The following is a 24,793-nucleotide window of genomic DNA, read 5'->3' on the forward strand; positions in this document are numbered from 1 at the left end:
AGTTAGCTTAACTAATGAGCCTGGCTAACGACATCCGTTATGACCAGGCTCACGAGGACGTTGGTGCTGTTCCGGGCGGGGAATCCCGTTCGGTTCCCCGCCCGGAACGTACGTCAGAGCACCAGGGACTCGATCGGCCCGCGCAGGAAGTACAGCACGAACAGCACAGCCACCCCGTACAGCAACGGGTGGACCTCCCGGGCCTTACCCCGGGCCAGCTTCACCACCACGAAGGTGATCAGGCCAGCGCCGATCCCGTTCGAGATCGAATAGGTGAACGGCATCAGCACGATGGTGAGGAACGCCGGGATGGCGATCTCGTAGTCGGACCAGTCGATCGTCCGCACCGCTGTCATCATCAGGAAACCGACCACCACCAGGGCCGTCGAGGCCGCCTCGAACGGCACGATCACCACCAGCGGCGCCAGGAACATCGCCAGCAGGAAGAGCACGCCGGTGACCAGGCTGGCCACGCCGGTCCGGGCACCCTCCCCGACACCGGCGGCACTCTCGATGTACGACGTGTTGCTGGAGGTGCTGGCCGCACCACCGGCCGCCGCGGCGATCGAGTCGACCAGCAGGATCTCCTTGGCCCGTGGCGGGGTGCCCTGCTCGTCGAGCAGGTCGCCCTCCTGGCCGACCGCCACCATCGTGCCCATGGTGTCGAAGAAGTCCGTGATCAGCAGCGTGAAGACGAACATCAGCACGACCAGCCAACCGGCCCGACCCCACGAGTCGAGCACGTTGAACTTGCCGAGCAGCGACAGGTCCGGCAGGTCTACCACCGTCTTCGGCAGCTCCGGCACGTTCAGCGACCAACCCTTGGGGTTGGGCTGACCGTTGACGAACGACGGGCCGATGTTGCCGATCGCCTCCACGATCACCGCCAGCACGGTCGAGGCGAGGATGCCGATCAGGATCGCACCCCGTACCCGGCGTACCACCAGCACGAGGGTGATCAGGAGGCCCACCACGAAGACCAGCATCGGCCAGCTCACCAGCTTGCCGCCGATGCCCAGACCGACCGGGACCGTGGTGTTGGCGTCGTCCGGGATCCGTCGGACGAAACCGGCGTCCACCAGACCGATGATGGTCAGGAACAGACCGATCCCGACCCCGATCGCGGTCTTCATCTGGGTCGGCACCGCGCGGAACACAGCGGTCCGCAGACCGGTCAACACCAGCACAGCGATGATCACACCCTCGATCACCACCAGGCCCATCGCGTCGGCCCAGGTCATCTCGGGGGCGATCTCGTACGCCACCAGCGCGTTGACACCCAGACCGGCGGCGAGCGCCAGCGGGAACCGGCCCACCACGCCCATCAGGATGGTCATCAGGCCGGCGACCAGCGCGGTCCCGGCAGCCAGCGCGGGAATGGGGAGGGTCTTGCCGTCACCGTCGACGGCACCACCCAGGATCAGCGGGTTGAGCACCACGATGTACGCCATCGTGAAGAAGGTCGCCAGGCCACCGCGTACCTCGCGGCTCATCGTCGAGCCCCGGGCGGAAATCTCGAAGAACCGGTCGAATCCGTTACGCGGGTGAGCGGGGTTGGGAGGGGTGCCGTTCTCGGGCGGCGCTACTGCCATCAGGTCCTCGCAGGTGATCTTCCGGTTGTCGCGCGCATCGTCCCAGATCACCGACGGGCAGGGGAAGTAGGTCGCGTACGCTTGCCGAATGCCGAACGAGCAGCCACCGCGGCCCGCACCACTGGACCCGCCGATGGTGCCGTTCGCCCTCGCCGGGCTGGCCGCCTGGGCGATTGCCGGGCTGGTCCTGCTGATCTTCTTTCGGGGTTGGCTGACCGACCACGGTCACCAGAACTGGCTCTGGACCTGCCTCGCCGGGTTCCTGTGGGGCTTCCCGGGCCTCGCCGTGATGATGCGGCACGACGCCAACCGACGACGTCGCCGCGCGCGCTGACCCGGCCACGCACCGGGCCACCCCCGGTGCGAACGATCAGGAGTGCCCGTACGGCTCCGCCGGCTCGGCGGCTTCCACCGAGCCCGGGGCGCGGCTGACCGACATGGCCTCCACCGCGCTGTCGTCGTACACAGTGGGTAGCTCTTCGACCGCGGTCTCGGCCGCCTCGATCAGCGTCTCGGAGTGGGCACCGCAACCGTGGTCGGCGCTCACCACCCGGCCGTCGTCGGGGGCGTAGAAGTTGCCGCACGCCCCGAACGCCTGCCGCATCGCACCGGCCAGCGGCAGGTAGAAACCGCAGGTGCCACAGCGGGCGGCGGCCGGCGCGGCAGCGGAGATGGGCGCGGCGGGGCCGTGGTCGCCGTCATACCAGCGCTGCGCCGCCTCCATGCGGCCCTCGAGGGAGAGCACGCGCGCCCGACCGAGGCCCAGCTCCCACGCCGTCTCCTCGACCGCCGGGTCGTCGGAGAGCAGGTAGCCGGGGACCAGCCGGTCGTCGTCCGGTGAGGTCGGCAGCAGATCGCCCGGACCCAGGTCGCCCGGCTTGAGCCGCTCCTGCCAGGGCAGCCAGCCGGGCGCGAGCAGCGCGTCGGAACCGGGCAGCAGCACCGTCTCGCAGATGGTCACGGTCTTGCTGCGCGACACCCGGGTGACGGTGACCGCCCACCGCCAACCGCGGTAGCCGGCGAGGAGGCATTCGAAGTAGTGGGTGACCAGCCGTTCACCCTCGGCCACAACCTGCAGGTGATCGCCGACATCGTCGGCGTCGACCTCGGTGATGCCAGCGCGGGCCACCTCGACGGCGGCGGCGCAGACCTGGTCGAGACGGGCGGCACGGGTGGAGACAGGCCTGGTCACCTAACCATTGTTCCCTATGCGCCTCGCAGGGGTGACAGGGACTCCCGGGGAACCTTTCCCCGCAGTGGTGCGGCGTACCCGGATCGGATGGGCGAGGATGGTGGACATGCCGTCGTACTCCCGCTCCGGGCGATCCGTCCTCGGGCGGACCGTCGGCACCGGCATTCGCGCCGTTCGTCTGCTGCTGCGTGGTTCGCTGGGCAGCGGCCGCTGGGTGACCCGTCGGGCCGGCAGCGCCCGGGCCCGGGGCGCCGGTGGCGAGGTCGGCATGGTTCGCCTGTTCGACCTGCACGCGCTCTCCTGCGCCGGTGACACCCTGATCGCCATCGGCCTGGCCGGCACGATCTTCTTCAACGTGCCGCTGGGCGAGGCCCGCAGCAAGGTCGCCCTCTACCTGCTGGTGACCATGGTGCCGTTCGCCATGCTCGCCCCCGTGGTGGGCCCGCTGCTGGACCACTTCCGGCACGGCCGGCGGTACGCGCTGGCCGCGACGATGCTGGGCCGCGCCTTCCTGGCCTGGTTGATCTCCGACTACATCCACGGCTTCGGGCTCTATCCGGCCGCGTTCGGGGTGCTCGCGCTGTCCCGGGCGTACGGCGTGGCCCGGTCCGCGGCCGTGCCCCGGTTGTTGCCGGAAGGGCTCGGCCTGTCCCAGGTGGGCGCCCGGGCCAGCGTCTACGGCACGGTCGCGGGTGCGCTGGTCGCGCCGATCGGGTTGGCCGCGTTCTGGTTCGGGCCGCAGTGGCCGCTGCGCGTCGCGTCGGTGATCTTCCTGGTCGGCATGGTGATCTCCCTGCGTCTGCCGCCGAAGGCCGATTCGGAACCACCGGAGCGGGTCCCCCGGCCACTGCGCGCGTTGGGCCGCCGCCGTGGCGATCGGCCGCTGGGCCGAGGCCGACCCGCCGGCCGCCTGGTGATCGCGTCGCTGATCGGCGCCGCGACGCTCCGCGCGGTGTACGGCTTCCTGCTGCTCTTCCTCGCCTTCGCGATCAAGAAGGGCGACCTGACCACTGTCGCGTTCGGCCGGGATCTGGGCGCCGAGTGGGCGCTGGGGCTGGTCGGCGGGGCCCTCGCGGTCGGCACCTTCCTGGCCACCGCCATCGGCACCCGGCTGCGCATCCACCGGCCGACCGCCATCCAGTCCAGCAGCATGATCATCGTGGCCGGGGTGGCGGTGCTCGCCGTCATCCAGTTCTCGCTGGTGATGGTCGCCCTGCTCTGCCTGGTCGCCGCGCTGGTCAGCGGGATATCGAAGCTGGCCGTGGACGCCTCGATCCAGGAGCGCATCCCGGAGCGGCTGCGCGCGAGTTCCTTCGCCCATTCGGAGACGGTGCTGATGCTCGCCTTCGTCGCCGGTGGAGGGTTGGGGCTGGTCCCGTTCGACGGTCGGATGGGCATCGCCGTGGCCGCCGGGGTGGGCGTCCTGGCCGCGGTCCGGGGTGTGCTGGTCGCCGCCCGGCTGCGCGGCGAGAAGCTGGCCGGCAGGCCGCTCGGCGACGACGAACTGACCGAGGACGAGCCGGCCGACGAGCCCGGGGACGCCGCGCCCACCTCGCCGGCACCGGCCCAGGCCAGCTCCCCGCAGTACGACGATCCCAGCCTGGCCCCTCCCGGCTACCACATCTACCGCCCGTCCTCAGCGGTCGGCGGCCCGGGCGGCGGGGCGGACGACGAGACCCGCCGGGAGTCCCCCGGCTCAGTCTCGTGAGCGGTCTGCTGGTGGTGACCGCGGTACCAGCCGAGGCGGAAGCCGTCCGCGCCGGTCTGACCGATCCCACCGTGACCGTCACCCCGGTTGGCGTGGGCCCGGCCGTCGCCGGCGCCGCCACCGCCCGGCTGCTGGCGCTGGCCGAGGCCGCCGGCCGCCCGTACCGTGCCGTGGTCAGCGCCGGCGTGGCCGGCGGCTTCATCGGGCGGGTCGAGGTCGGCGACACCGTGCTCGGCACCGCCAGCATCGCCGCCGACCTGGGTGCCGAATCACCGGACGGTTTCATCCCCGTCGACGAGTTGGGCATGCCGCCCGCGATGCTGGGTGTCGGCGGCGTGGTGCCGACCGACCCGGGTCTGCTGGCGGCACTGCGGGCCGTCCTCCCAGCGGCCACGACCGGGCCGGTGCTCACCGTCAGCACGGTCACCGGCACCACCGCCAGCACCGAGGAGCTGCGCCGGAGGCATCCGGAGGCGGTCGCCGAGGCCATGGAGGGGTACGGGGTGGCGGTCGCCGCCGCCCAGGCCGGGGTGCCCTTCGCCGAGCTGCGCACCATCTCGAACCCGATCGGCCCCCGCGACCGGGACGCCTGGCGGCTGCGCGAGGCCCTCACCGCCCTGACCGCTGCGGCCCCAGCGCTGCGCTGAACTACGGTCGCGTAGGACGGACTTCGAGGGTGAGCGCCGACGGCCGGCCTGGCTGCAGCTCGAACCCGCAGGCGAGCAGAAACACGACGTTGCCACCGTCGGCTATCGCGTGGACGGTCCGGATGTCAGCGACTGCCATCTCGCTGGCCAGCAGCTCGATCAGCTGACGCGCGATGCCCAGGGTCCGGAGGCCGGGCGCAACGACGACGCCCTCCAGCACCAGCTCACGTCGGTCGCCCCAATCCTCGCCGCGGAGGAGGTCCAGGCTTCGCTCATGGGCCCTCAACTCACCGACCGGCCCGGCCCCTGGCAACTCGGCGAGAAAGCGCCACGACGTGGCTGGCAGCCCTTCGAACGCGCGCCGAAAGCGAACCCGGGCCCGCGCCTGGTCCCGCAACCGCCGCTTGTCACGTCGCGCTCGATCGAGGTCGTAGGTCAGCTCCGGGACGCGTACCGGCCACAACCGCTGCGGAAGTGTGTAGGAATGCACCCACCAGGCGCCGGGCCAGTCCTTCAGGGTCAGGACTCGACGGACGTCGAGATGCGCTGGGTAGCGGCGACCGGCCTCGTCCCGCAACTCGTCCCACAGCTCGTGGTCGGGCGCCTGCGGTGACTCGTCAACCGCCGCGGAGGAGGGGGCGTCGGGGAGTTTGAGCACGAGCTCACCGCCGGCCGCGCGGACCAGCCGCTCCACCGTGCGGAACGCCGGCCCGGCACCCTGCCCCGCCTCGATGCGAGCCAACGTGCTCTTCGGGATCCCCGACTGCTCGGCCAGCTCGCGCTGGCTCAAGTCGGCACGTCGACGAAGATCCCGCAGGGTCGCCCCCACGTCGATCGCACCCTTGTCGGCAGTCACCCGTCCATGGTTTTCCGCTCAGATCGTGCCGTCAACAGCATCCGCCCACCTGTGGATAACCCTGTGGACAGCGCCTCTGCCGCTGTGCACATCCCTTCGTCAGCGCCTGTAGAGCTGCCCCGTGAGTGGGGCAAGAGGGTGCACCTCGCTGGGACGGCCCAGCCCGGCCCGGCCCGGCCACAGCGCCTTCCGGACGCCGACGCGCCCCACAGACGGGGCAGCTCTACAGGGAGCAGAGGTGACCACCGAGCCCCGACGACGGCGCGCGACAATCGGTCGCCGGGGACAGACGGCGGGCCGGGGACAGACGGCGGCCGGGGACCAGGCGGCAGCCGGGGACCAGGCGGCGAGTGCCCGGCAGATCACAGACGCCGGACCGCGGCAACCGAGTGGCGAGGGGCGGGGCTAACGTGAAGGGCGTGGCGCTCTCTCTGGCGATCTCGCCCTGCCCCAACGACACGTTCGTCTTCCACGCGCTCGTGCACGGGCGGGTGCCCGGCGCGCCGCCGGTCGAGGTGACGTACGCCGACGTGGACGTCACCAACACGGCGGCCGAGCAGGGCGCCTTCGACCTGGTGAAGGTGAGCTTCGCGGCGCTGCCCTGGCTGCTCGACGACTACCACCTGCTGCCCTGCGGTGGCGCGCTCGGTCGTGGCTGCGGCCCGCTGGTGCTCACACGGGGCGACCGCGACGGCGGGCCGGACCGCACCGACCTGACCGGCGCCACGGTGGCGGTGCCGGGTGACCGGACCACCGCGTACCTGCTGTTCCGGCTCTGGTCGGCCGGACGACCGCCGGCCCGGATCGAGGTGGTTCCGTTCCACGAGATCATGCCGGGCGTCGCGGCCGGCCGCTACGACGCTGGGCTGGTCATCCACGAGGCCCGGTTCACCTACCACCGGCACGGCCTCAGCGCGCTGGTCGACCTCGGTGAGTGGTGGGAGGCCGACACCGGCCTGCCCATTCCGCTCGGCGCGATTCTGGCCCGCCGCGGCGCGGTGGACCCGGAGGCCGCGGCCGGCTGGGTCCGCGAGTCCGTCCGGCAGGCCTGGGCGGACCCGGCTGCCAGCCGGGAGTACGTGCTGGCGCACGCCCAGGAGATGGAACTCGACGTGGTGGACCGGCACATCGGCCTCTACGTCAACGAGTTCACCGCGGACCTGGGCGAGGCCGGTTTCGCCGCGGTGGCGGCACTGCTCGACCGGGCCGCCACCGCCGGGCTGGTGCCTCAGACCTCCAGCTCGTTCGCCACCGCGTGGACCAGCTGAGCGATCTTCTGCGCGGTCTTCTTGTCCGGGTACCGGCCCCGACGCAGGTCCGGCTGGACCTTCGCCTCCAGCAGCTTGATCATGTCCTCGACGAGACCGTGCAGTTCCTCGGCCGGTCGACGGCGCAACTCGGCCATCGACGGCGGCGCGTCCAGCAGTTTGACGCCCATGGCCTGCGCGCCCCGGCGGCTGTCCACCACGCTGAAGTCGACCCGCTGGCCACCCTTGAGGTCGGTGACACCCGCCGGCAGCGCCGCCTTGGACAGGAACACGTCGCCGCCCTCGTCACTCGTGACGAAGCCGTATCCCTTGGCCGTGTCGTACCACTTCACTCGACCCGTAGGCACCTGAAAACCCCTGCTTCACTTGAGCCGCTACTGCTCCAAGGCTAGCTGGATCATGTCGTCGAGCGCCGCCGGGAATTGGGTGAGGTCGTTCAACACGACTTCCGCGCCTGCCGCCCGCAGCTCGTCCGGAGAGCACGGGCCGGTCGCCACGGCGATCCCCGGCACCCCGGCCGCCCCCGCCGCCACCATGTCCGCCACATGGTCGCCGACGTAGTGGGTCGCGTCGTGCTCCCGCAGGGCGGTCGCCTTCTGCTCGGCGAACAGGTCACCGGCCAACTCGTCGACGGTGAGACCGAGGTGGTCCAGGTGCAGCCGGGCCAGCCGGCCCATCTTCGCTGTGACGACCAGCACACGGCCGCCCCGGGCCCGGATGGCGTCGATGGCCTCCCGCGCGCCCGGCAGCGGGACCGTCGGGGTGATCGCATACGCCGGGTACAGCTCGCGGTACGCGCGAACGGCCGACTCGACCTCTCCCGGCGGGAACCAGTACGCCAGCTCGGTGCGCAGCGGCGGCCCGAGCCGGGACACCGCCAGGTCGGCATCCACCGGCACGCCCGTCCGCGCGGTCAGCGCCTCGAAGGTCGCGGCGATGCCGGGGCGGGAGTCGACCAGGGTCATGTCGAGATCGAAACCGACGGTCAGTGCGGGCATGCCGAGAAACGTACCCGTCGACACCTGCCCAGCCGAACGTCCGAGGGGCGCGGAAGCCCGGTGCCGGGCTAGCGTGGAAAGACGATGACCACCTCACTCGCCGACCACCTGCGGTCGCTGCCCGACGAGTCACTGGCCGCGCTCCTCCAGCTGCGGCCGGACCTCGTCGTACCCGTGCCGGCCGACGTCTCCGCCCTGGCCATCCGGGCCCAGTCCCGGGTCTCGGTGGCTCGTGCGCTGGACGGGCTGGACCAGTTCACCCTCCAGATCCTCGACGCCGCCCGCCTCACCCGGAACCCGGACGACGGCACCACCACCACCGACACCGTGCTCGCCATGGCGACCGCAGGGCCGCAACCGCCGGCCCCGACCGCTGTCCGGGCCGCCGTGGGCCGGCTACGCGCGCTCTTCCTGCTGTACGGCCCGGAGCACGCACTGCAGGTGCTGCCAGCCGTCGACGAAGTCGCCCCGTACCCCGCCGGGCTCGGTCGACCGGCCGCGGAGCTGGACCCGCGCACGGCCGAGCTCTGTGCGGACCCGGCGAAGCTGCGGCGGACGCTGCTCGCCGCCCCGCCCTCGGCCCGGGCGATCCTGGACCGGTTGGCGGCCGGCCCGCCGGTGGGCAGCGTGCCCCCGGGCGCGTTGCAGGCACCGCCGCTGGGCGCGGAGGACCCGGTGCTCTCCGACCCGACCAACGGTGGCGCTCCGGCCGGCTCCCCGGTGCGGTGGCTCGTCGACAACCGGCTGCTGGTCCCCGTGACGACCGGGTCGTCGACGACCGCCGGCACTGTGGAGCTGCCCCGCGAGGTCGGTCTGCTGCTGCGCCGGGACAGCGGCCCCCTCGGGCCGCTGCGCACCAGCCCACCGCCGGTGGCCGCCGCCCCCCGCGAGCCGAAGGCGGTGGACTCGGCCGGCGCCGGGCAGACGATGGAGGTGGTCCGGCACACCGAAGGGCTGCTGGAGCAACTCGCCGACGAGCCCGCGCCGGTGCTGCGCTCCGGTGGCATCGGCGTACGGGACCTGCGGCGGCTGGCGCGTACCGCCGGGCTGGACGAGCCGACGACCGCGCTGCTGCTGGAGGTGGCGTACGCGGCGGGGCTCGCCGGCGAGCTGGAGATGCCGGGTGCGACCACCAGCCGGTACGGGGCGGATCAGCAGGTGCTGCCGACCGGCGGGTACGAGGTGTGGCGGGCCGCCTCGCTGGCCCAACGGTGGGAGCAGTTGGCCCGAGCCTGGCTGACCATGACCCGGCAGGTGGGGTTGGTCGGCCGCCGGGACGACCGGGACCGCCCGATCACCGCCCTCTCCGCGGAGGCCGAACGGGCGGGTGTGCCGGCCACCCGGCGGGCGGTGCTCGGCGTGCTCGCCGATCTGGAACCGGCGACCGCGCCCACGCCCGAGGAGGTGCAGGACCTGCTGGACTGGCGGGCGCCGCGCCGCAGCCGAGGCCGGGACGCCGCCCACCGGGAGGTGCTGGCCGAGGCCGCGCAGTTGGGCGTCACCGGGCTGGGGGCGCTCACCTCGTACGGTCGGCTGCTGCTGGGTGACCTGACGTCGACCGACGAGCGGGGAGGCGACCCGCTGGGCGTGCACGCGGACGTCGAGAGCGGTGACCCGTCCGCTGCCGCCCGGGCGTTGGACGCACTGCTGCCCGCCCCGGTCGACCACTTCCTGGTGCAGGCCGACCTGACCGTGGTGGTGCCCGGCCCGCCCGAGCCGGCGCTCGGAGTCGAGTTGGAGGCGATGACCGAGCTTGAGTCGGCCGGTGGGGCCAGCGTCCACCGGGTCACCACGGCCAGCGTCCGGCGAGCGCTCGACTCCGGCTACACGGCCGACGACCTGCACGACGTGTTCCGGCGACGATCGCGTACTCCGATTCCGCAGGGCCTCACCTACCTGGTGGACGACGTGGCCCGTAAGCACGGTGGGCTGCGGGTGGGCCTGGCCGGGGCGTACCTGCGCAGCGACGACGAGACGCTGATCAGCGAGGTGCTGGCGGACCGGCGGCTGGAGTCGCTGGCGCTGCGCCGGCTCGCGCCGACGGTGCTGTGCACGCAGTACCAGGTCGGTCGCCTGCTGGGTGCGCTGCGCGACGCCGGGTACGCCCCGGTGCAGGAGGACGGCACGGGCAGCACCGTGCTGACCCGGCCACGAATCCGACGGGCCCCGCCTCGGGTTTCGGTGACCACCCGGACACTCGACCCGTTGGCCGCCCCGAAGCTGCCCATGCCCCGGCTGCTCGGGGTGGTGGAGCACATCCGGCGCGGTGACGCGGCGGCGCGGGCGGCCCGACGGGCACCGGCGGTGGTGCGTGGCGGTGCGGCAGGGCTGGGCGGCGGCCCGGTGCCGGCGCACACGCACAGCGAAGCCCTGGCGGTGCTCCAGCAGGCGGTACGGGACAAGGCGCTGGTCTGGGTCGGTTACGTCGACGCGCACGGGGCGACCGCGTCCCGCCTGGTCAAACCGGTCTCGATCGGTGCTGGCTATCTGCGCGCCGAGGACGAACGGACCGAGATGCTGCACACGTTCGCGCTGCACCGGGTCACCGCGGCGGTGCTGGCGGACTGACCGGGTGGGGCCGGGTCGGCCGACGGCGCCTACGCGGGCGCTGTCGGTCAGCGACGGCTGCGGCGAACCGTGCCGATCACCGAGATGATCAGGAGCAGCGCGAAACCGGCGCCAGCGGACTCCCCGACCGAGTCGACGAAGCCCTGCCGCAGCACCAGCCAGCCGAAGAGGAACCACCCGACGAGGAGCGTCGCCGCGACGGCGTACGCGATCACGGTCGCGCGCGACACCTCGTCGGGCGGTGCCGCCTGCTCATGCTCCACGATCACGTCACGGTCGACCGTCATGCCAAGCCTCCCCGCCCGGTCCGGCCCTGGACTCCCAGCGTGACACTCGTTGGACCGGTCGGACAGGGGGTTATCCCCCGCGTTTCGCCGCGTGTCGCTCAGGTGCCGGGGCGGCGGCCGATCAGCACCACCCGGGTGCCGACCTTGCCCAGCTCCCACATCCGGACCGCGTCGGCGTGCAGGAGGTTGACGCAGCCGTGCGAGCCGATCGGCTTGTCGTGCAGGTAGGTGGTGGTCTCGTGGAAGCCCATGCCCTGGGTGAAGTGTTGCCAGTAGGGCAGCCACACCTCGTACGGGTCGGACCACTCCCTGGGGTTGCGGTAGTTGACGGTGAACGTGCCGGCCGGGGTGCGGTAGCCGGACATACCGGTGCGGGTCACCGTCGGCCCCATGATCACCTTGCCGCCGCGCATCGCCCAGACGGTCTGCCGGGTCAGGTCCACGCAGAACGTGGTGCCCGTACCGGCCTTGCAAGCGGCCGGGTCGGTGGTGGCGAGGCGTTGGGCCACGTCGTACGTGGTCGGTCCGGCGCGACCCTCGACGGGGCGAATGCCGTACCTTTTCTGGAACTTCTTGATCGCCGCGCAGTCGGCGGCGGACTGCCGACCGTCCACGGTCACCGCCCCGAACCCGCCCAACCGGGCCAGGTAGGTCTCCACCTCGCGCTGGTGCTGGCCCTGCGGGCAGCCGGCGACGGTCGGCGTGCCGGTGCTGGGTTTCGGCTTCGGTGTTGCGCTGCGTGTGGGTTTCGGCGTCGAGGACCGGGTTGCCTTCGGCGTGGGGCTGGGCGCGGCCGGCGTGGGCCGGCCGCGCTGGTCCGGGCCGGGCGTGTCGCTCGCCCCCGTTGCCTGGTCCGCCGCCCCGACTGGGGCGGCTCCCCCGCCACCACTCCCACCGGACTGCGGATCGAACGTGCACGCACCAGCACCGACCAGCACGACCATCAGCAGGGCGACCAGCCGGGAGGTGCTCCGAACATGCTTCATGGCAGCTCCCCCTGACAGTCGTCCCTTTGCTAGACGTTCGTCAGTGCCATCCTGGTTGCACCTGGTGAGCATCTTTCTTCCGACAGCCCGCACCGTGCAACACTGGATGGTCGGCCAGCAGCGGGTATGCGACCCGCCCGGGCCGGACGGCCAACCGAGGAGAGGACGCTCGCGTGAGCGGTGGACCACTGATCGTGCAGTCGGACAAGACCCTGCTGCTGGAGATCGACCACCCCGACGCGCAGGCGTGCCGGATGGCGATCGCACCGTTCGCCGAGTTGGAGCGCTCGCCGGAGCACGTGCACACCTACCGGCTGACCCCGCTGGGCCTGTGGAACGCCCGGGCCGCTGGGCACGACGCGGAGGGTGTGGTCGACTCGCTGCTCAAGTACTCCCGCTACCCGGTGCCGCATGCGCTGCTGGTCGACGTGGCCGACACGATGGACCGCTACGGCCGGCTCCAGCTCGCCAACGACCCGGCGTACGGGCTGGTGCTGCGCGCGCTGGACCGCCTGGTGCTGATCGAGGTGGCCAAGAGCAAGAAGCTCGCCGGGATGCTCGGCGACAAGATCGACGACGACACCATCCGGGTGCACCCGTCCGAGCGTGGCCGGCTCAAGCAGGCGCTGCTCAAGCTGGGCTGGCCCGCGGAGGACCTGGCCGGTTACGTCGACGGTGAGGCGCACCCCATCGAGCTGGCCGAGGCCGGCAAGGACGGGCGCAAGCCGTGGACGCTGCGGTCGTACCAGCGGGAGGCCGTCGAGGCGTTCTGGGCCGGCGGGTCGGGTGTGGTGGTGCTGCCCTGCGGCGCCGGCAAGACCCTGGTCGGCGCGGCGGCGATGGCCGAGGCGAAGGCCACCACTCTGATCCTGGTCACCAACACGGTCGCCGGCCGGCAGTGGAAGCGGGAGCTGATCGCCCGCACGTCGCTGACCGAGGAGGAGATCGGCGAATACTCGGGCGAGCGCAAGGAGATCCGTCCGGTCACCATCGCCACGTACCAGGTGCTCACCTCGCGGCGCGGCGGCGCGTTCACCCACCTGGACCTGTTCGGGGCCCGCGACTGGGGCCTGGTCGTCTACGACGAGGTGCACCTGCTGCCCGCGCCGATCTTCCGGTTCACCGCGGACCTCCAGGCCCGCCGTCGGCTGGGCCTCACCGCGACTCTGGTACGCGAGGACGGCCGCGAGGGTGACGTGTTCAGCCTGATCGGCCCGAAGCGGTACGACGCGCCCTGGAAGGACATCGAGTCGCAGGGCTGGATCGCCCCGGCCGAGTGCACCGAGGTCCGGGTGACGCTGACCGACGCGGAGCGCATGTCGTACGCGACGGCGGAGGCCGAGGAGCGCTACCGGATGGCGGCAACCGCCCGCACGAAGCTGCCCGTGGTCAAGGCACTGGTGGACCGACACCCGGACGACCAGGTGCTGGTGATCGGCGCGTACATCGACCAACTGCACCAGCTCGGCGAATATCTCGACGCCCCGATCATCCAGGGTTCGACCACGAACAAGGAGCGGGAGCGACTGTTCGACGCGTTCCGCACCGGTGAGATCCGCACGCTGGTGATCTCCAAGGTCGGCAACTTCTCGATCGACCTGCCCGAGGCGGCGGTGGCGATCCAGGTGTCGGGCACGTTCGGATCGCGCCAGGAGGAAGCACAGCGGCTGGGTCGGGTGCTCCGGCCGAAGGCCGACGGCCGGCAGGCCCACTTCTACACGGTCGTGTCCCGGGACACGATCGACACGGAGTACGCGGCACACCGGCAGCGCTTCCTCGCCGAGCAGGGGTACGCGTACACGATCGTCGACGCCGACGACGTCCTCGGCCCGAAGCTCCCAACCGTCGACTGACCCGCGCGGCCTTGATCGACTCGGTTTACTGAAAGTCGCGGTGTCCTAGGCACGCCGACACCCCGTCTTTCGGGAAGCCGAGTTGATCGACGGCAGGACGAGGGGCCGGCGAGTCGCAGTCAGCGACCCGCCGGCCCCGACGGCCAACCAGAGGGGTTATCCGGCGCGGAACGCCACCCAGGCGTCGCTCATCCGGTCGGCCTGACCCGGCGTGAACATGTTCATGCAGGAGTCCTGCGTGTAGTCCATGAAGTTGTGGATCGGGTCCAACCCGGGCGCGGTGCAGGTGTCCGCGCCCACCGGGCAGTCGAACTGCGGGGCCGCCTCGCGCGGGGTGTCCGCGACGAAGTCGCCGGCCGCGGAGCAGCCGTGCGCGAAGGTGTGCTCCAGCATCAGCCAGTGCCCGACCTCGTGCGTCAGCGTGTCACCCAGGGCGTACTTGCCGGCCGTGCCGCCCGGCATCGACTCGTCGAGCATCACCACGCCGTCGATGTAGTCACGCCCGTTGTTGTAGCCCTTCGGGAAGTACGCCCAGCCGAGGAGCCCACCGCCGATGTTGGCCGCGTACACGTTCAGGGTCTCCGAGTCGCCGGTGTACAGGGCCCTCTTCATGTCCCGCTCGTTCTTGCCGGGCACGACCGTGTACCAGGCGCTGTTCACCGTCCACGTCGTGTCGACGAGCGAGAACCGGAACGGGGTGTTGGAGGCGTCTCCCGCCGTACGGCCCGCGAACGAGTCGTTGAGCACCGTCATCTGCGCGGCGATCAGGGTGTTCCACCTGGTCGTCTCGGCGGCGGTGAGCGGACGGTCGGAGATCATGTGGAAAACCGTCGGCACGGTGACGCTGCCGTTCGGCAGGCGCGGCGCGTCCTTGATCACGCCGTAGGCGTTCGCCTCGTTCTTGGAATGCAGCTCCGGCTCCTGGGCGGTGGCGCCCTGGGCGACCCGGGCTGCGCTGTGCGCCTCGGTGCCCGGGTCGCAAGCCACGACACCTGGGGAGGCGGTCGCGGGGCCGGCCGTGGCCAGCGCCCCGGAGGCGCCGCCGGAGGCAAGGAACGTGGCGGCGGTCGCGGTGAGGACCGCCAGTCGGAAGGTCGATCTCCTGTGCATCGGTGCACCTTTCAGTGAGGGAGCGGTGCGTGGTCGATGACGTCGTTGTTCCGGTATGAGAACATGCCGACGGCATCGACAAAAGACCCTCTGAACAGGGCAGATGCCGATGTAACGGAACAGGACCGGCCGGCGCTGTTTGAGCCGGTCCGGCCCGATCAGAGGAGCCGGGTCACCCGCTCGGCGGCGACGATCGCGTCCCGCCGCGCCGGGTCGAGGTTGGCGCTGATCACCACTGACGCGCCGGCCGAGAGCGGCGCGAGCAACCACTTCAGCGGCTGCTCGGTCTCGGCGGCGTCGACCAGCAGTCGGTCGCCGGCGCGCAGGTCCAGCATCGTGGCGAACTCCTGGGCGAGCGCACCCCACTGGCCGTAGGTGGTGCCGTCCGCTGTGGCCGGATCCGACGGGTGGATGGCGGTGTGGTCGGGCGCGCCGTCGCCGTGCCGAAGCACCTCTGCGGACCAGTCCAACCAGCCCAACGGCACGTCGTCCAGCCGCCCCGGCCCGGTGCCGACGAGATAGCGGTGCGGCGCGTCCGGCACCTCCTCCAGCCAGTCGTCCTGCCGCTCCGGCGTCACGAAGACCGCGTCGAACGGCCGGTCACCGCCGGGCTCAAGGACCGGCAGGCCCGCCGTGGCGCGCGGTCGGAACGACACCGCGAGGCCGGAGGCCCAGGCGCCCAGCAACACCGCGGCGGTACGCCAGTGCGGCGGCAGCAGGACCGCTACGCGGCTGCCGGGGCCGAGCCCGCAGCCGTCGCGCAGGAGGCTCGCGCTGCGCGCCGCCCAGGCACCGACCTGCTGTGCGGTCAGGTCGACGCGCTCGCCGGTCGCCTCGTCGCGGTAGCTGAGCAGCGGGTGTTCGGCGTCGGCGGGTCGGGCCGTCAGGTCGGCCGTGACGGTTGGCTGCATCTCCACGCTCCCCGGATCGACGTCGGCACCACCCTACTCAACGACTTTGGTCGCACCGATCGTCGGCCGATGGCCGTAGCGGCTGGTCGGGTGGCCCGAGCACGGTACGGGTTGACACGCCCAGCGCCGCCGAGGAGCGCCCATGACGGCCGAGCCCCGCCCCACCGACCGCCCCGCCACTGCCCGGCTTCCGCTGCGCCGGCGGCTCCTGCCGGTGCTCGCGTTGCTGCTGCTCGCGCCCTGGGCGGCCGAGTGCTCGTGGGGTGGCTTCGCCATCGACGACTTCCTTCCGGTGCTGATCTTCCTGGGCCCGATGTATGGCGGGGCGGCGATCCTGGTCCGGGAGACCGCTCGGCATCTCGGCGCGGGTTGGCCGACGATCGTGCTGCTCGCCGCCGCGTTCGGCGTACTCCAGGCGGGCCTGGTCGACCAGTCGCTGTTCAACCCCGACTTCCTCGACGACACCCAGTACGCCGACACCCGTGCCGCCGCGGAGGCGACGCTGGTGCCCGGGCTGGAGTTCAGCCCCCGGCAGGCCTTCGACTACGTGGGCAACCACATCGCGCTGACCATCTGCGCCCCGATCGTGCTCGTCGAGTCGTTCCTCGGGGCGGATCGCCGGCTGCGGCCGTGGCTGGGCCGTCCCGGGCTCGTCGTGATCGGCGTGATCTACCTGCTCGGCAGTCTGCTGATCTTCTCGGACAGCAGCGGCCGGAAGGACTTCCTGGCCAGTCCGCTCCAGCTGACCTTCGCCACGGTGCTGGTCCTCGCCCTCGTCGCGACGGCGCTGCTGCCGCGCTGGCGCCGCCCGCGTCCGCGTCGGGTCCGTCGGGTGCCGCACCCACTCTGGGTGGGCCTGCTGGTCGTCCTGGTCCGCTTCGGCACCGACCTGACGCCCGGCTGGGCGGGGGTGGCCATCGCGCTGGCGCTCGCCGCCGCCGTCGGAGCGCTGATCGTGTACTGGTCGTCGCGCAACGGTTGGAGGCAGCGGCACGTGCTCGCCGCCGGCTCGGCGAGCCTGCTCACCGCCGCCGCGTTCGCGTACCTGGTGCCGCCGTACTCTCCGACCTCCCCGGCGGCGGCCCTGGCCGGCGACGTCGCGGTCACCGTCGTCACGCTCGCCCTGATCGGTGGCGCCTGGTGGCGGCTGCGTGCTTCGCCGGCTGTTCGCGTCGCCGCAACCTGATGCGGGACCAGCTCTACGGCGTCACCAAAGCCGCATACCTCCCGGCCCGGCGGCCACCGCACATGGGCGCAGGGCCGGTGACACAAGGTGATGCCAGGCGCAGCCACCATCCCCACCCCAGGCCCTTTGCTCTGCATACCTATACGCAACGCTAACGCTCTGCGAGCACAGGTTCGGCCGCACCATCGGAGACCAGAAAGGAATCCGCAGCTCATCGTGGTGTTGCGTATAGGTAGGCAAAGCAAAGGGAGTTGAGGGGGCTGGGTGAGGCACTGGCGCTTGTCGCGCTCAGTCACGGGCAGCCCGCCGCGCCATCAGCTCAGAGAGGCAGTTCCGGGCCGCCGTCGAGCAGGGGGGCGAGCAGGTCGTCGTACTCCTCGACCCGGGCCAGGACCTCGGCGGCGGTGAACTGGCGAACGGCCGGCTTGCGGCCGCGTGCGCCGGCCTCGACCTCGTCCCAGGTCAGCGGCGTCGACACCGACGGCACCGACTGGGCCCGCAGCGAGTACGGCGCGACGGTCGTCTTCGCCGCGTTGTTCTGACTCCAGTCGATGAAGACCTTGCCCGGGCGGAGGTTCTTCGCCATCTTCGACACGATCAGCTTCGGGTGGGCCTTCTCCAACTCCTGGGCGATCCGTCGGGCGTAGTCGGAGACGAGATCCGACGACTGGGTGCCCGCGATCGGGCAGCAGAGCTGCATGCCCTTCTTGCCGGAGGTCTTCGGGTACGACTCGATCCCGTCCTCGGCGAGCCGGTCGCGCATCAGCACCGCCACCGGACAACACTCGGCGAGCCCGGCCGGCGGCCCAGGGTCCAGATCGACGACCATCATGTCCGGGTGCTCGCCGACCTTCCACTGCGGCGTGTGCAGCTCCAGCGCGGCGAGGTTGGCCAGCCACACCAGGGTGGGCAGGTCGTCGGCGACCACGTAGTCGATGGTCTCCCGGCCCTTCGTCGAGCCGGGCGCCGGGAGGTTCTCCACCCGCACCCAGTCCGGGGTCGCGGCCGGCATGTTCTTCTCGAAGAACGACTTGTCGTCCACGCCGTTCGGAAAGCGGATCCGGGTGACCGGTCGGTCCCGCAGGTGCGGCAGCAGCACCGGTGAGATCCGGGTGTAGTAGTCGATCACCTCGCCCTTGGTGAAGCCGGCCGCCGGGTAGAGCACCTTGTCCAGGTTGGACAACTCCAGCGGGCGGCCCTCGACGTCCACCCGTAGCCGATCAGCCGGCATCGTCGACCTCCTCCGCGGGTTTGTCCGGGCGCAACCGCAGCACCCGGGGGAAGCGCAGTCGACCGTCCGGAGTGCGCTGGCCGTACTTCACCTCCACCACCACCCGGGGTTCTACCCAGATGGCCCCTCGGGCATCCTCGCGCGGCACACCCGGCGCGAACGGTGACGCGCCGGACCGCAGCGGCTCCAACTCGGCGAGGAGCTGCCGTTCGATGGCGGCGCCGATCCCACCGCCGACCCGACCCCGGTAGATCAGCCGACCGTCCGGGCCGGGCACCCCGACCAGCAGTCCGCCGATCCGGCGCGCGCCCGGCCGCCAGCCACCGATGACGAAGTCGCCGGTCACCTCAAGCTTGACCTTCACCCAGTCCGGTGAGCGCACCCCCGGGCGGTAGACGGCACCGATCCGCTTGGCCATCACCCCCTCCAGACCGTGCTCACCGGCCGCCTCGTAGGTGGCCGGCCCGTCGGCGAACGTCGGGGGCACCGCCCACCGGGCGCCTCCGAGCGCGAGGGCCTCCAGGGCCTCCCGGCGGCGCTCGTACGGCCAGCCGGTCAGGTCGTCGCCGTTCCACCGGAGCAGGTCGAAGATCATGTAGGTCACCGGCATGACCGCCGCCAACCGGGCCGCCTTGTTCCGGTCCCGCACGTGCATCCGCTCGGCCAGCGCGGTGAACGACGGTTGCCCGCTCTCGCCGAGCAGCACCACCTCGCCGTCGAGCAGCGCGTCGTCGACCTGCTCGGGCAGGGTGGCCAATTCCGGGTACGCGGCGGTGATCTCCACGCCGGAGCGGGCATACAGGTGCTGACCACCACCGGAGATGTCGGCGAGCGCGCGGACCCCGTCCCACTTGAACTCGTACGCCCAGCCGTCACCGGCCGGGAGCGGCCCGGTCATCGCGAGCATCGGCTTGAGCGGCGCGCCAGGCACGACCCGACTGTAGTAGCAGGCCGAACAGCTCGCGTCCGGTTCTTTCGGATGCGAGCATGGTCGATACCGGGGAAGGGAGCGCAGGATGCGTGCCATCTGGAAGGGAGCCGTGTCGTTCGGGCTCGTCTCGATCGGGGTGAGGCTCTACTCCGCGACCGAGGAGAAGGACATTCGGTTCCACCAGGTGCACCGCGAGGATGGCGGTCGGATCCGCTACAAGCGCACCTGCTCGGTCTGCGGCGAGGAAGTCACCTACGACGACATCGCCAAGGGCTATGACATCGGCGGTGGCGAGATGGTGATCCTCACCGACGAGGACTTCGCCGACCTGCCGCTGACCAGCTCACGGGCCATCGACGTGTTGGAGTTCGTGCCGGCGGAGCAGGTCGACCCGATCCTCTACAACAAGGCGTACTTTCTGGAGCCGGAAGGCGCGGCGACCAAGCCGTACGTGCTGCTGCGCGACGCGCTGATCGACTCGGAACGGGTGGCCATCGTCAAGGTGGCGCTGCGTCAGCGGGAGCAGCTCGCCACGCTGCGGGTCCGTGAGGGTGTGCTGCTGCTCAACACCATGCTCTGGCCGGACGAGATCCGTACCCCCGATTTCGGTTTCCTCGACGAGGACCTCAAGGTGCGCCCGCCGGAGCTGGCGATGGCCAGTTCCCTGATCGACTCGATGACCGGTGAGTTCGAGCCGGACGTCTTCACCGACGACTACCGGGCGGCGTTGCAGGAGGTCATCGACGCCAAGGTGGAGGGTCGGGAGGTCGTGCAGCCGGAGGAGGTCGAGGAGGCGCCGGCCGCCGCTGTGGACCTGATGGCCGCACTGAAGGCGTCCGTGGAACGGGCCAAGGCCGCTCGCGGCGAGCAACCCGCGCGTGGCGGTGGCGGCGGCGGCGAGCCGACGCCCATCTCGTCGGCCCGGTCGGCGCAGAAGGCGGCCGAGAAGAAGGCGGCCAAGGCACCGGCGAAGAAGACCACCGCGAAGAAGACCGGCGAGAAGAAGGCGGCCGAGCCGGCGAAGAAGACCGCCGCCAAGAAGACCGCCGCGAAGAAGGCGGAGCCGGCGAAGAAGACCGCCGCGAAGAAGGCCGCACCCCGCAAGAGCGCCTGACCGTACGGCAGCGACGGCGGTGTCCGCCGGGCCGGGTACGCTCCGCCGGCCGCTGGCCACCGGAGGAGCCCCCATGCCGTACACCCCTGATCTGGACCGGTTGCTGACGCCCGGTGCCCGCTTCACCGACCAGCACGGCGGATACCTGATCGAGGTCCACCCGGTGGGCGACGTCGTGTTGCCGACGGGTCAGGTGGTCGGGTGTGACCCGCTGGTCTGCCCGGAGGCCGAGCCGTTCACGGTGACCGTGCCGCCCGGTCGGCATCCCGCCCGCGCCTGGGTGGCGGTGGTGCTGCGGGAGGACGCCGAGGTGGACCGGCGGGTGGCCGCCCTGGAGCTGGTCGTCTCGGACGAGCCGACCACCCGTTGGGAACTGGCCGTCGCGGGCGACCAGGACGTCGCGACGCTCGGCGCGGACGACTACTTCGGGTACGGGGTCGACGCCGGCGCGGGCACCCTCGCCGACCCGACGGCGCTGGCCGTTCTGGAGGAGTGGGACGAGGACCGGGTCGAGGAGGTCTTCATCCCGACCGAGCTGCCCGCGTCGCCGGTCCCGGGGCTGATCACCGCCGTTCTGGACGAGGCCACCGGCGCCAACGTCGTCACCGTGGCCACCGGTTGGGGAGACGGTTGCTACGGCACCTGGATCGGTCGCGCCGCCGATGGTCGCGTGACATCGTTCGTGACCGACTTCATGGTCGTCCCGGAATAACCGCCCGCGAAGGCCCCGCAACTGCCTCGCTGGGCGATCCGAGGCGTTCGCGGCGGGCACGGTGGGCCGCGATGCGGGTACCGTGTGCGTCGGCTTTCCCCCCGGCACTGGGTGCCGGCCACACCTTCGCAGCAGGGAGTCGACGACGTGAGCGAGCGGACGCAGCAGAACCGGTCGGCGGGCGACCAGAGCCCGGCGACCAAGTCGGGCCGCCGGCTGGCGGCCCAGCTGGCGGCGAAGAAGGCTGCCGACGCGAAGCGCCGCCGCCAGGCGTGGGCGGGCGGGCTCGCCGGCGTCGCGGTGATGGCGCTGCTGATCGGCGGTTTCGTGTGGATCGACCGGAACCGGAGCGACGACAAGCCCGCCAACCAGGCCGGCGCGACCCCGTCCGCCTCGGCCCCGGCCCCCGATGCCGCCGCACCTCCCGCGCCGCAGTTGCCCGAGGGCTCCGACCCGGCGCTGGGCAGCAAGCCGACGGTGGCAAAGGGCACTGGCGACCTCAAGAAGCTCGCCGTCACCCCGCTGATCAAGGGCAAGGGCGCTGCCGTGCAGAAGGGTCAGACGATCACCACCAACTACGTGGGGGTGTTCTTCAAGGACGGCAAGGAGTTCGACTCCTCCTGGAAGGCCGGGCAGCCGGCCACCTTCCCGATCGGTGTCGGCCAGGTCATCCCCGGCTGGGACCAGGGCCTGGTCGGCGTGACCGTGGGCAGCCGGGTGCAGCTCGACATTCCGGGCGAGCTGGCGTACGGCAACGACGAGGCTGCCGCAGGTGGACGCCCGACCGGCCCGCTGCGCTTCGTGGTGGACGTGCTCGCCGCCCAGTGACCTGCCTGAATCGCCCCGGTTGTCCCCCGGTCGCGATGCAGTTGTTCACATGGGGCTTCCGACCCGTTACCCAACGGCAGTAGGTTCGGCGTCACCCCGGGCGGTCCGCCGCCCGGGGTGAGCATCGGGGACCGGGACGCGGAGGTGCACGTGACAGCGCTGGACGATCCTGGACGGACCGCTCGGTTGATGTGGACGCACTTCGAGCCGGTGCACGCGGTCACCTACTTCCACCCTCGGGCTCGTGCCGCGTACGAGGCGGTCGGGCTACGCGGCTACTGGCGGGGTTACTTCGCCGGCCGGGCCGCGCCGCTGGGCGCCACCGAGGCGGCCCCGGTGATCGCCGCGTTCTTCAGCTTCGCACCACCGATGGTTGCTCGGGCGCTGCCGGCGGTGTGGCGGTTGGCCACCCCGCAGGAGGCGCTGCGTGCCCGCCTGACCGGTGCGGTGCAGGCCCTCGCCGAGCTGACGTACGAGCTGCCGGAGACACACCTGGCGGAGGCCGCCGACCTGCTGGAGCGGGCCGCCTCGGCGACGCAGACCGCCGGCCGGGTGCTCGGCGCGGTCAACGCCGCGCTGCCGGTCGGGGAGTACCCGCTGGCCCGGCTCTGGCAGGCCGCCACCACTCTGCGGGAGCACCGCGGCGACGGGCACGTGGCGGCGCTGGTGGCCGCCGGGCTGGACCCGGTGGAGACGCTGGCGTGGCGGATCGCGATGGACGGCTCGTCGCCACTGAATCTCCTGGGCCGGGGCTGGTCCGAGGAGCAGTGGCACGCCGCCCGCGAGCGGTTGGCGCAGCGGGGCTGGCTGACCGGGGACGGAACGGCCACCGACCACGGCCGGGCCGAGTTCCAGGCGGTCGAGGACGCCACCGACCGGGCCGCCGCGCACCCGTGGCAGGCACTGGGCCGAGACGACACGGATCGGCTCCGGGAGCTGCTGGAGCCGACGGCACGGTCCTGCCATGCGTTGATCCCGGCCGGCAGCCCGATCGGCCTGCCCGCACTGCCCGGCTGACCGGGCGCCCGCCCGTCGGGCAGGATGGGGCCGTGGCTGATGCGGTGGTCTTCGACCTGGACGGCGTGATCGTGGATTCCGAGCCGGTGTGGGAGGAGGTCCGCCGCGCGTACGTGGCGGCGCACGGCGGGACGTGGCAACCGGACACGCAACGTCGCCTGATGGGCATGAGCACCGGCGAGTGGGCCCAATACCTCAGCGGCGAGTTGGGCGTCGACCGCACGGCCGAGCAGGTCGCCAGCGAGGTCGTCGAGGAGATGACCCGGCGCTACCGGGACCACGTACCCCTCATCGCCGGCGCCGATCAGGTCGTGCGTCGGCTCGCCGCGCGCTGGCCGCTGGGGCTGGCCAGCTCGTCGCCGACCCGGCTGATCGAGGCGGCGCTGGCCGCCACCGGTCTGACCGACGCGTTCGGCGCGACCCTCTCCACCGAGCAGACCGAGCGGGGCAAGCCCGCACCGGACGTGTATCTGAGCGTCGCGCAGCGCCTCGGCGTCGACCCGGCCCGCTGCGTCGCGGTGGAGGACTCGTCCAACGGGGTGCGCTCAGCGGCCGCGGCGGGTATGCGGGTGGTGGCGGTGCCGCACGGTTCGTACCCGCTGGACCCGGACGCCGCCCGGCTGGCCGTGGTGACACTGGGAGCGATCGGTGAGCTGACCCCGGAGCTGGTGGACGACCTGGGTTGATCGAGGCTGAGCGGGGTACCGCAGCCGGCGGTGCTCGGCGCGGATGCCGCGCATGGTGAGGAGATCACGGATGAAAGCCATCGTGTACGAGCGCACCGGCGACCCTTCGGTGCTGGAGCTGGTCGACCGGCCGGTGCCCGAGCCGACTGCGGGCGAGGTTCTGGTGCGGATGGCGGTCGCGGGGGTGAACCCGACGGACTGGAAGTCCCGCCGCAGCTCCCCGCCGAACGGGTGGCAGATTCCCGGGCAGGACGGCGCGGGAGTGGTGGAGGCGGTCGGCGAGGGGGTCGACCCGGACCTGATCGGTGAGCGCGTCTGGATCTGGGAGGCCGCCTGGCAGCGGCCGTGGGGCACGTCGGCGGAGTACACGCTGGTGCCGGTCCGGCAGGCGGTACGCCTCGGTGACGCCCCGTTCGAGCTGGGAGCTGCCCTGGGCATTCCGTTCCTCACCGCGCACCGCTGTCTGACCGCTGGCGAGTTCATGCCGGACACGCTGCGCGCCGGTGCGCTGGCAGACCACACGGTGCTGGTGCAGGGCGGGGCCGGCGCGGTGGGCAACGCCGCGATCCAGCTTGCCCGTTGGGCCGACGCCACGGTGATCGCCACGGTGAGCAGTGCGGAGAAGGCGCAGCTCGCGGCGGCGGCCGGTGCCTCCTACGTCATCAACTACCGGGAACAGGACGTGGTCGAGGAGGTCCACAAGATCGCCCCCGACGGGGTCCACACGATCGTGGAGGTTTCCCCCGCCCGCAACGCCTCGGTCGACGTGCAGGTGCTGCGGCACGGCGGCGCGGTCTGCATGTACGCCGACAACGGCGGCGACGAGGTGAGCATCCCGATCCGGGCGATGATGGTGCCGAACGCCCGGTGGCAGTTCGTGCTGGTCTACACGGAGCCGAAGGCGGCCAAGGCGCAGGGCGTGAAGGACGTGGCGGCGGCGGCCAGCCAGGGTGGAATCCGGGTCGGTGCGGACGCCGGTCTGCCTCTGCACTCCTACGCCCTGGCCGAGACGGCTGCGGCGCACCAGGCGGTGGAGGACTCGGCGGTGGGCAAGGTGCTCATCACCACCAGCGACGCCTGATCGGGTCGCTGACCACCCGATTTCCCCGTCA

The 24,793-nt window shown here is 71.9% G+C and carries 24 protein-coding genes; 13 read left to right on the plus strand and 11 right to left on the minus strand.

Translation table 11 applies throughout. The features are described 5' to 3' along the window. Window positions 1-113 precede the first annotated feature (113 nt). Window positions 114-1,592, minus strand: a complete 1,479-nt coding sequence (locus tag KBX46_RS11665) for an NCS2 family permease (protein ID WP_088952161.1) — start codon at window positions 1,590-1,592, stop codon at window positions 114-116. Window positions 1,593-1,680: 88 nt separating this feature from the next. Between KBX46_RS11665 and KBX46_RS11670 the strand changes: the two genes are divergently transcribed. After that, the gene (locus KBX46_RS11670; RefSeq protein ID WP_088951224.1) at window positions 1,681-1,926 is read left to right on the plus strand and encodes a DUF2530 domain-containing protein; all 246 of its coding nucleotides are present in this window, start codon (window positions 1,681-1,683) and stop codon (window positions 1,924-1,926) included. A 36-nt stretch (window positions 1,927-1,962) separates the two neighbouring features. Here KBX46_RS11670 and KBX46_RS11675 read toward each other — a convergent pair whose 3' ends face one another. Next, window positions 1,963-2,784 (minus strand): DUF3027 domain-containing protein, encoded by an 822-nt coding sequence (locus KBX46_RS11675; RefSeq protein ID WP_088951223.1) that lies wholly within the window; start codon window positions 2,782-2,784, stop codon window positions 1,963-1,965. 106 nt (window positions 2,785-2,890) lie between these two features. Here KBX46_RS11675 and KBX46_RS11680 point away from each other — a divergent pair, with 106 nt between their 5' ends. Both KBX46_RS11680 and KBX46_RS11685 read left to right on the plus strand, forming a co-directional pair. Continuing rightward, window positions 2,891-4,492 (plus strand): MFS transporter, encoded by a 1,602-nt coding sequence (locus tag KBX46_RS11680; protein WP_210792510.1) that lies wholly within the window; start codon window positions 2,891-2,893, stop codon window positions 4,490-4,492. Further along, window positions 4,489-5,139, plus strand: a complete 651-nt coding sequence (locus KBX46_RS11685) for a futalosine hydrolase (RefSeq protein ID WP_210792511.1) — start codon at window positions 4,489-4,491, stop codon at window positions 5,137-5,139. Before KBX46_RS11680 ends, KBX46_RS11685 begins: the two co-directional genes overlap by 4 nt. A gap of 1 nt (window position 5,140) precedes the next feature. Here the strand turns inward: KBX46_RS11685 and KBX46_RS11690 are convergent, their stop codons facing one another. Beyond that, window positions 5,141-5,995 (minus strand): helix-turn-helix transcriptional regulator, encoded by an 855-nt coding sequence (locus tag KBX46_RS11690; protein ID WP_210792512.1) that lies wholly within the window; start codon window positions 5,993-5,995, stop codon window positions 5,141-5,143. A 419-nt stretch (window positions 5,996-6,414) separates the two neighbouring features. Between KBX46_RS11690 and KBX46_RS11695 the strand changes: the two genes are divergently transcribed. Beyond that, entirely contained in the window at window positions 6,415-7,263 is an 849-nt protein-coding gene (locus KBX46_RS11695) for a 1,4-dihydroxy-6-naphthoate synthase (RefSeq protein ID WP_088952159.1), read from the plus strand. Here KBX46_RS11695 and KBX46_RS11700 read toward each other — a convergent pair. Further along, window positions 7,224-7,610: a cold-shock protein gene (locus tag KBX46_RS11700; RefSeq protein ID WP_088951221.1), complete on the minus strand. Its 387-nt coding sequence runs from the start codon at window positions 7,608-7,610 to the stop codon at window positions 7,224-7,226. The two genes, KBX46_RS11695 and KBX46_RS11700, sit on opposite strands and share 40 nt — an antisense overlap. Before the next feature lie 27 nt (window positions 7,611-7,637). After that, window positions 7,638-8,261, minus strand: coding sequence for an HAD family hydrolase (locus KBX46_RS11705; RefSeq protein ID WP_210792513.1), 624 nt, complete (start codon window positions 8,259-8,261; stop codon window positions 7,638-7,640). Between the two features lie 84 nt (window positions 8,262-8,345). Here KBX46_RS11705 and KBX46_RS11710 point away from each other — a divergent pair, with 84 nt between their 5' ends. Further along, window positions 8,346-10,829, plus strand: coding sequence for a helicase-associated domain-containing protein (locus tag KBX46_RS11710; protein WP_210792514.1), 2,484 nt, complete (start codon window positions 8,346-8,348; stop codon window positions 10,827-10,829). A 47-nt stretch (window positions 10,830-10,876) separates the two neighbouring features. Here KBX46_RS11710 and KBX46_RS11715 read toward each other — a convergent pair whose 3' ends face one another. Next, window positions 10,877-11,116, minus strand: coding sequence for a hypothetical protein (locus tag KBX46_RS11715; RefSeq protein ID WP_210792515.1), 240 nt, complete (start codon window positions 11,114-11,116; stop codon window positions 10,877-10,879). A 98-nt stretch (window positions 11,117-11,214) separates the two neighbouring features. Next, the gene (locus KBX46_RS11720; protein WP_210792516.1) at window positions 11,215-12,102 is read right to left on the minus strand and encodes a L,D-transpeptidase family protein; all 888 of its coding nucleotides are present in this window, start codon (window positions 12,100-12,102) and stop codon (window positions 11,215-11,217) included. Between the two features lie 173 nt (window positions 12,103-12,275). On the opposite strand from KBX46_RS11720, the gene KBX46_RS11725 reads away from it, so the two are divergent. Further along, window positions 12,276-13,955 carry a DNA repair helicase XPB gene (locus KBX46_RS11725; RefSeq protein WP_088951217.1) on the plus strand — a complete coding sequence of 560 codons (1,680 nt, stop codon included), beginning with the start codon at window positions 12,276-12,278 and terminating at the stop codon, window positions 13,953-13,955. 156 nt (window positions 13,956-14,111) lie between these two features. Here KBX46_RS11725 and KBX46_RS11730 read toward each other — a convergent pair whose 3' ends face one another. Together KBX46_RS11730 and KBX46_RS11735 are read right to left on the minus strand one after the other, a co-directional pair. Beyond that, window positions 14,112-15,065 carry a zinc metalloprotease gene (locus tag KBX46_RS11730; RefSeq protein ID WP_210792517.1) on the minus strand — a complete coding sequence of 318 codons (954 nt, stop codon included), beginning with the start codon at window positions 15,063-15,065 and terminating at the stop codon, window positions 14,112-14,114. A gap of 158 nt (window positions 15,066-15,223) precedes the next feature. Continuing rightward, window positions 15,224-15,976 carry a TIGR03089 family protein gene (locus tag KBX46_RS11735; RefSeq protein WP_210792518.1) on the minus strand — a complete coding sequence of 251 codons (753 nt, stop codon included), beginning with the start codon at window positions 15,974-15,976 and terminating at the stop codon, window positions 15,224-15,226. A gap of 142 nt (window positions 15,977-16,118) precedes the next feature. Between KBX46_RS11735 and KBX46_RS11740 the strand changes: the two genes are divergently transcribed. Then, window positions 16,119-17,162, plus strand: coding sequence for a hypothetical protein (locus tag KBX46_RS11740; protein WP_210792519.1), 1,044 nt, complete (start codon window positions 16,119-16,121; stop codon window positions 17,160-17,162). Between the two features lie 319 nt (window positions 17,163-17,481). Here the strand turns inward: KBX46_RS11740 and ligD (KBX46_RS11745) are convergent, their stop codons facing one another. Both ligD (KBX46_RS11745) and ligD (KBX46_RS11750) read right to left on the minus strand, forming a co-directional pair. Further along, entirely contained in the window at window positions 17,482-18,393 is a 912-nt protein-coding gene (gene ligD / locus KBX46_RS11745) for a non-homologous end-joining DNA ligase (protein WP_210792520.1), read from the minus strand. Next, on the minus strand, window positions 18,383-19,324 hold the full coding sequence (gene ligD, locus KBX46_RS11750) for a non-homologous end-joining DNA ligase (protein ID WP_088951212.1): 942 nt from the start codon (window positions 19,322-19,324) through the stop codon (window positions 18,383-18,385). Before ligD (KBX46_RS11750) ends, ligD (KBX46_RS11745) begins: the two co-directional genes overlap by 11 nt. A gap of 85 nt (window positions 19,325-19,409) precedes the next feature. Between ligD (KBX46_RS11750) and KBX46_RS11755 the strand changes: the two genes are divergently transcribed. From KBX46_RS11755 to KBX46_RS11780, 6 genes are all read left to right on the plus strand, one after another. Further along, window positions 19,410-20,438, plus strand: a complete 1,029-nt coding sequence (locus KBX46_RS11755; RefSeq protein WP_210792521.1) for a Ku protein — start codon at window positions 19,410-19,412, stop codon at window positions 20,436-20,438. Window positions 20,439-20,511: 73 nt separating this feature from the next. Beyond that, on the plus strand, window positions 20,512-21,150 hold the full coding sequence (locus KBX46_RS11760; RefSeq protein WP_141907664.1) for a DUF4241 domain-containing protein: 639 nt from the start codon (window positions 20,512-20,514) through the stop codon (window positions 21,148-21,150). Between the two features lie 111 nt (window positions 21,151-21,261). Continuing rightward, window positions 21,262-21,978, plus strand: a complete 717-nt coding sequence (locus tag KBX46_RS11765) for an FKBP-type peptidyl-prolyl cis-trans isomerase (protein WP_088951209.1) — start codon at window positions 21,262-21,264, stop codon at window positions 21,976-21,978. A 189-nt stretch (window positions 21,979-22,167) separates the two neighbouring features. After that, complete coding sequence (locus tag KBX46_RS11770; protein ID WP_141912320.1) at window positions 22,168-22,995, plus strand: hypothetical protein; 828 nt, start codon at window positions 22,168-22,170, stop codon at window positions 22,993-22,995. Between the two features lie 32 nt (window positions 22,996-23,027). Next, a complete protein-coding gene (locus KBX46_RS11775; protein ID WP_210792522.1) occupies window positions 23,028-23,681 on the plus strand; it encodes an HAD family phosphatase in 654 nt (217 codons plus the stop codon). A gap of 70 nt (window positions 23,682-23,751) precedes the next feature. After that, complete coding sequence (locus KBX46_RS11780; RefSeq protein ID WP_088951207.1) at window positions 23,752-24,762, plus strand: NADPH:quinone reductase; 1,011 nt, start codon at window positions 23,752-23,754, stop codon at window positions 24,760-24,762. Window positions 24,763-24,793 lie beyond the last annotated feature (31 nt).

Source organism: Micromonospora sp. C81 (assembly GCF_018070425.1).
GTDB classification, from domain to species: domain Bacteria; phylum Actinomycetota; class Actinomycetes; order Mycobacteriales; family Micromonosporaceae; genus Micromonospora; species Micromonospora zamorensis.

Excerpts from the sequence above, each read along its gene's own strand:
- KBX46_RS11755 (WP_210792521.1), top strand. The coding sequence starts at position 19,410 with ATGCGTGCCATCTGGAAGGGAGCCGTGTCGTTCGGGCTCGTCTCGATC.
- KBX46_RS11715 (WP_210792515.1), bottom strand. The coding sequence starts at position 11,116 with ATGACGGTCGACCGTGACGTGATCGTGGAGCATGAGCAGGCGGCACCG.
- KBX46_RS11710 (WP_210792514.1), top strand. The coding sequence starts at position 8,346 with ATGACCACCTCACTCGCCGACCACCTGCGGTCGCTGCCCGACGAGTCA.
- KBX46_RS11670 (WP_088951224.1), top strand. The coding sequence starts at position 1,681 with ATGCCGAACGAGCAGCCACCGCGGCCCGCACCACTGGACCCGCCGATG.
- KBX46_RS11720 (WP_210792516.1), bottom strand. The coding sequence starts at position 12,102 with ATGAAGCATGTTCGGAGCACCTCCCGGCTGGTCGCCCTGCTGATGGTC.
- KBX46_RS11665 (WP_088952161.1), bottom strand. The coding sequence starts at position 1,592 with ATGGCAGTAGCGCCGCCCGAGAACGGCACCCCTCCCAACCCCGCTCAC.
- KBX46_RS11780 (WP_088951207.1), top strand. The coding sequence starts at position 23,752 with ATGAAAGCCATCGTGTACGAGCGCACCGGCGACCCTTCGGTGCTGGAG.
- ligD (WP_210792520.1), bottom strand. The coding sequence starts at position 18,393 with ATGCCGGCTGATCGGCTACGGGTGGACGTCGAGGGCCGCCCGCTGGAG.
- KBX46_RS11730 (WP_210792517.1), bottom strand. The coding sequence starts at position 15,065 with ATGCACAGGAGATCGACCTTCCGACTGGCGGTCCTCACCGCGACCGCC.
- KBX46_RS11770 (WP_141912320.1), top strand. The coding sequence starts at position 22,168 with ATGTGGACGCACTTCGAGCCGGTGCACGCGGTCACCTACTTCCACCCT.
- KBX46_RS11735 (WP_210792518.1), bottom strand. The coding sequence starts at position 15,976 with ATGCAGCCAACCGTCACGGCCGACCTGACGGCCCGACCCGCCGACGCC.
- KBX46_RS11740 (WP_210792519.1), top strand. The coding sequence starts at position 16,119 with ATGACGGCCGAGCCCCGCCCCACCGACCGCCCCGCCACTGCCCGGCTT.
- KBX46_RS11680 (WP_210792510.1), top strand. The coding sequence starts at position 2,891 with ATGCCGTCGTACTCCCGCTCCGGGCGATCCGTCCTCGGGCGGACCGTC.
- KBX46_RS11705 (WP_210792513.1), bottom strand. The coding sequence starts at position 8,261 with ATGCCCGCACTGACCGTCGGTTTCGATCTCGACATGACCCTGGTCGAC.
- KBX46_RS11760 (WP_141907664.1), top strand. The coding sequence starts at position 20,512 with ATGCCGTACACCCCTGATCTGGACCGGTTGCTGACGCCCGGTGCCCGC.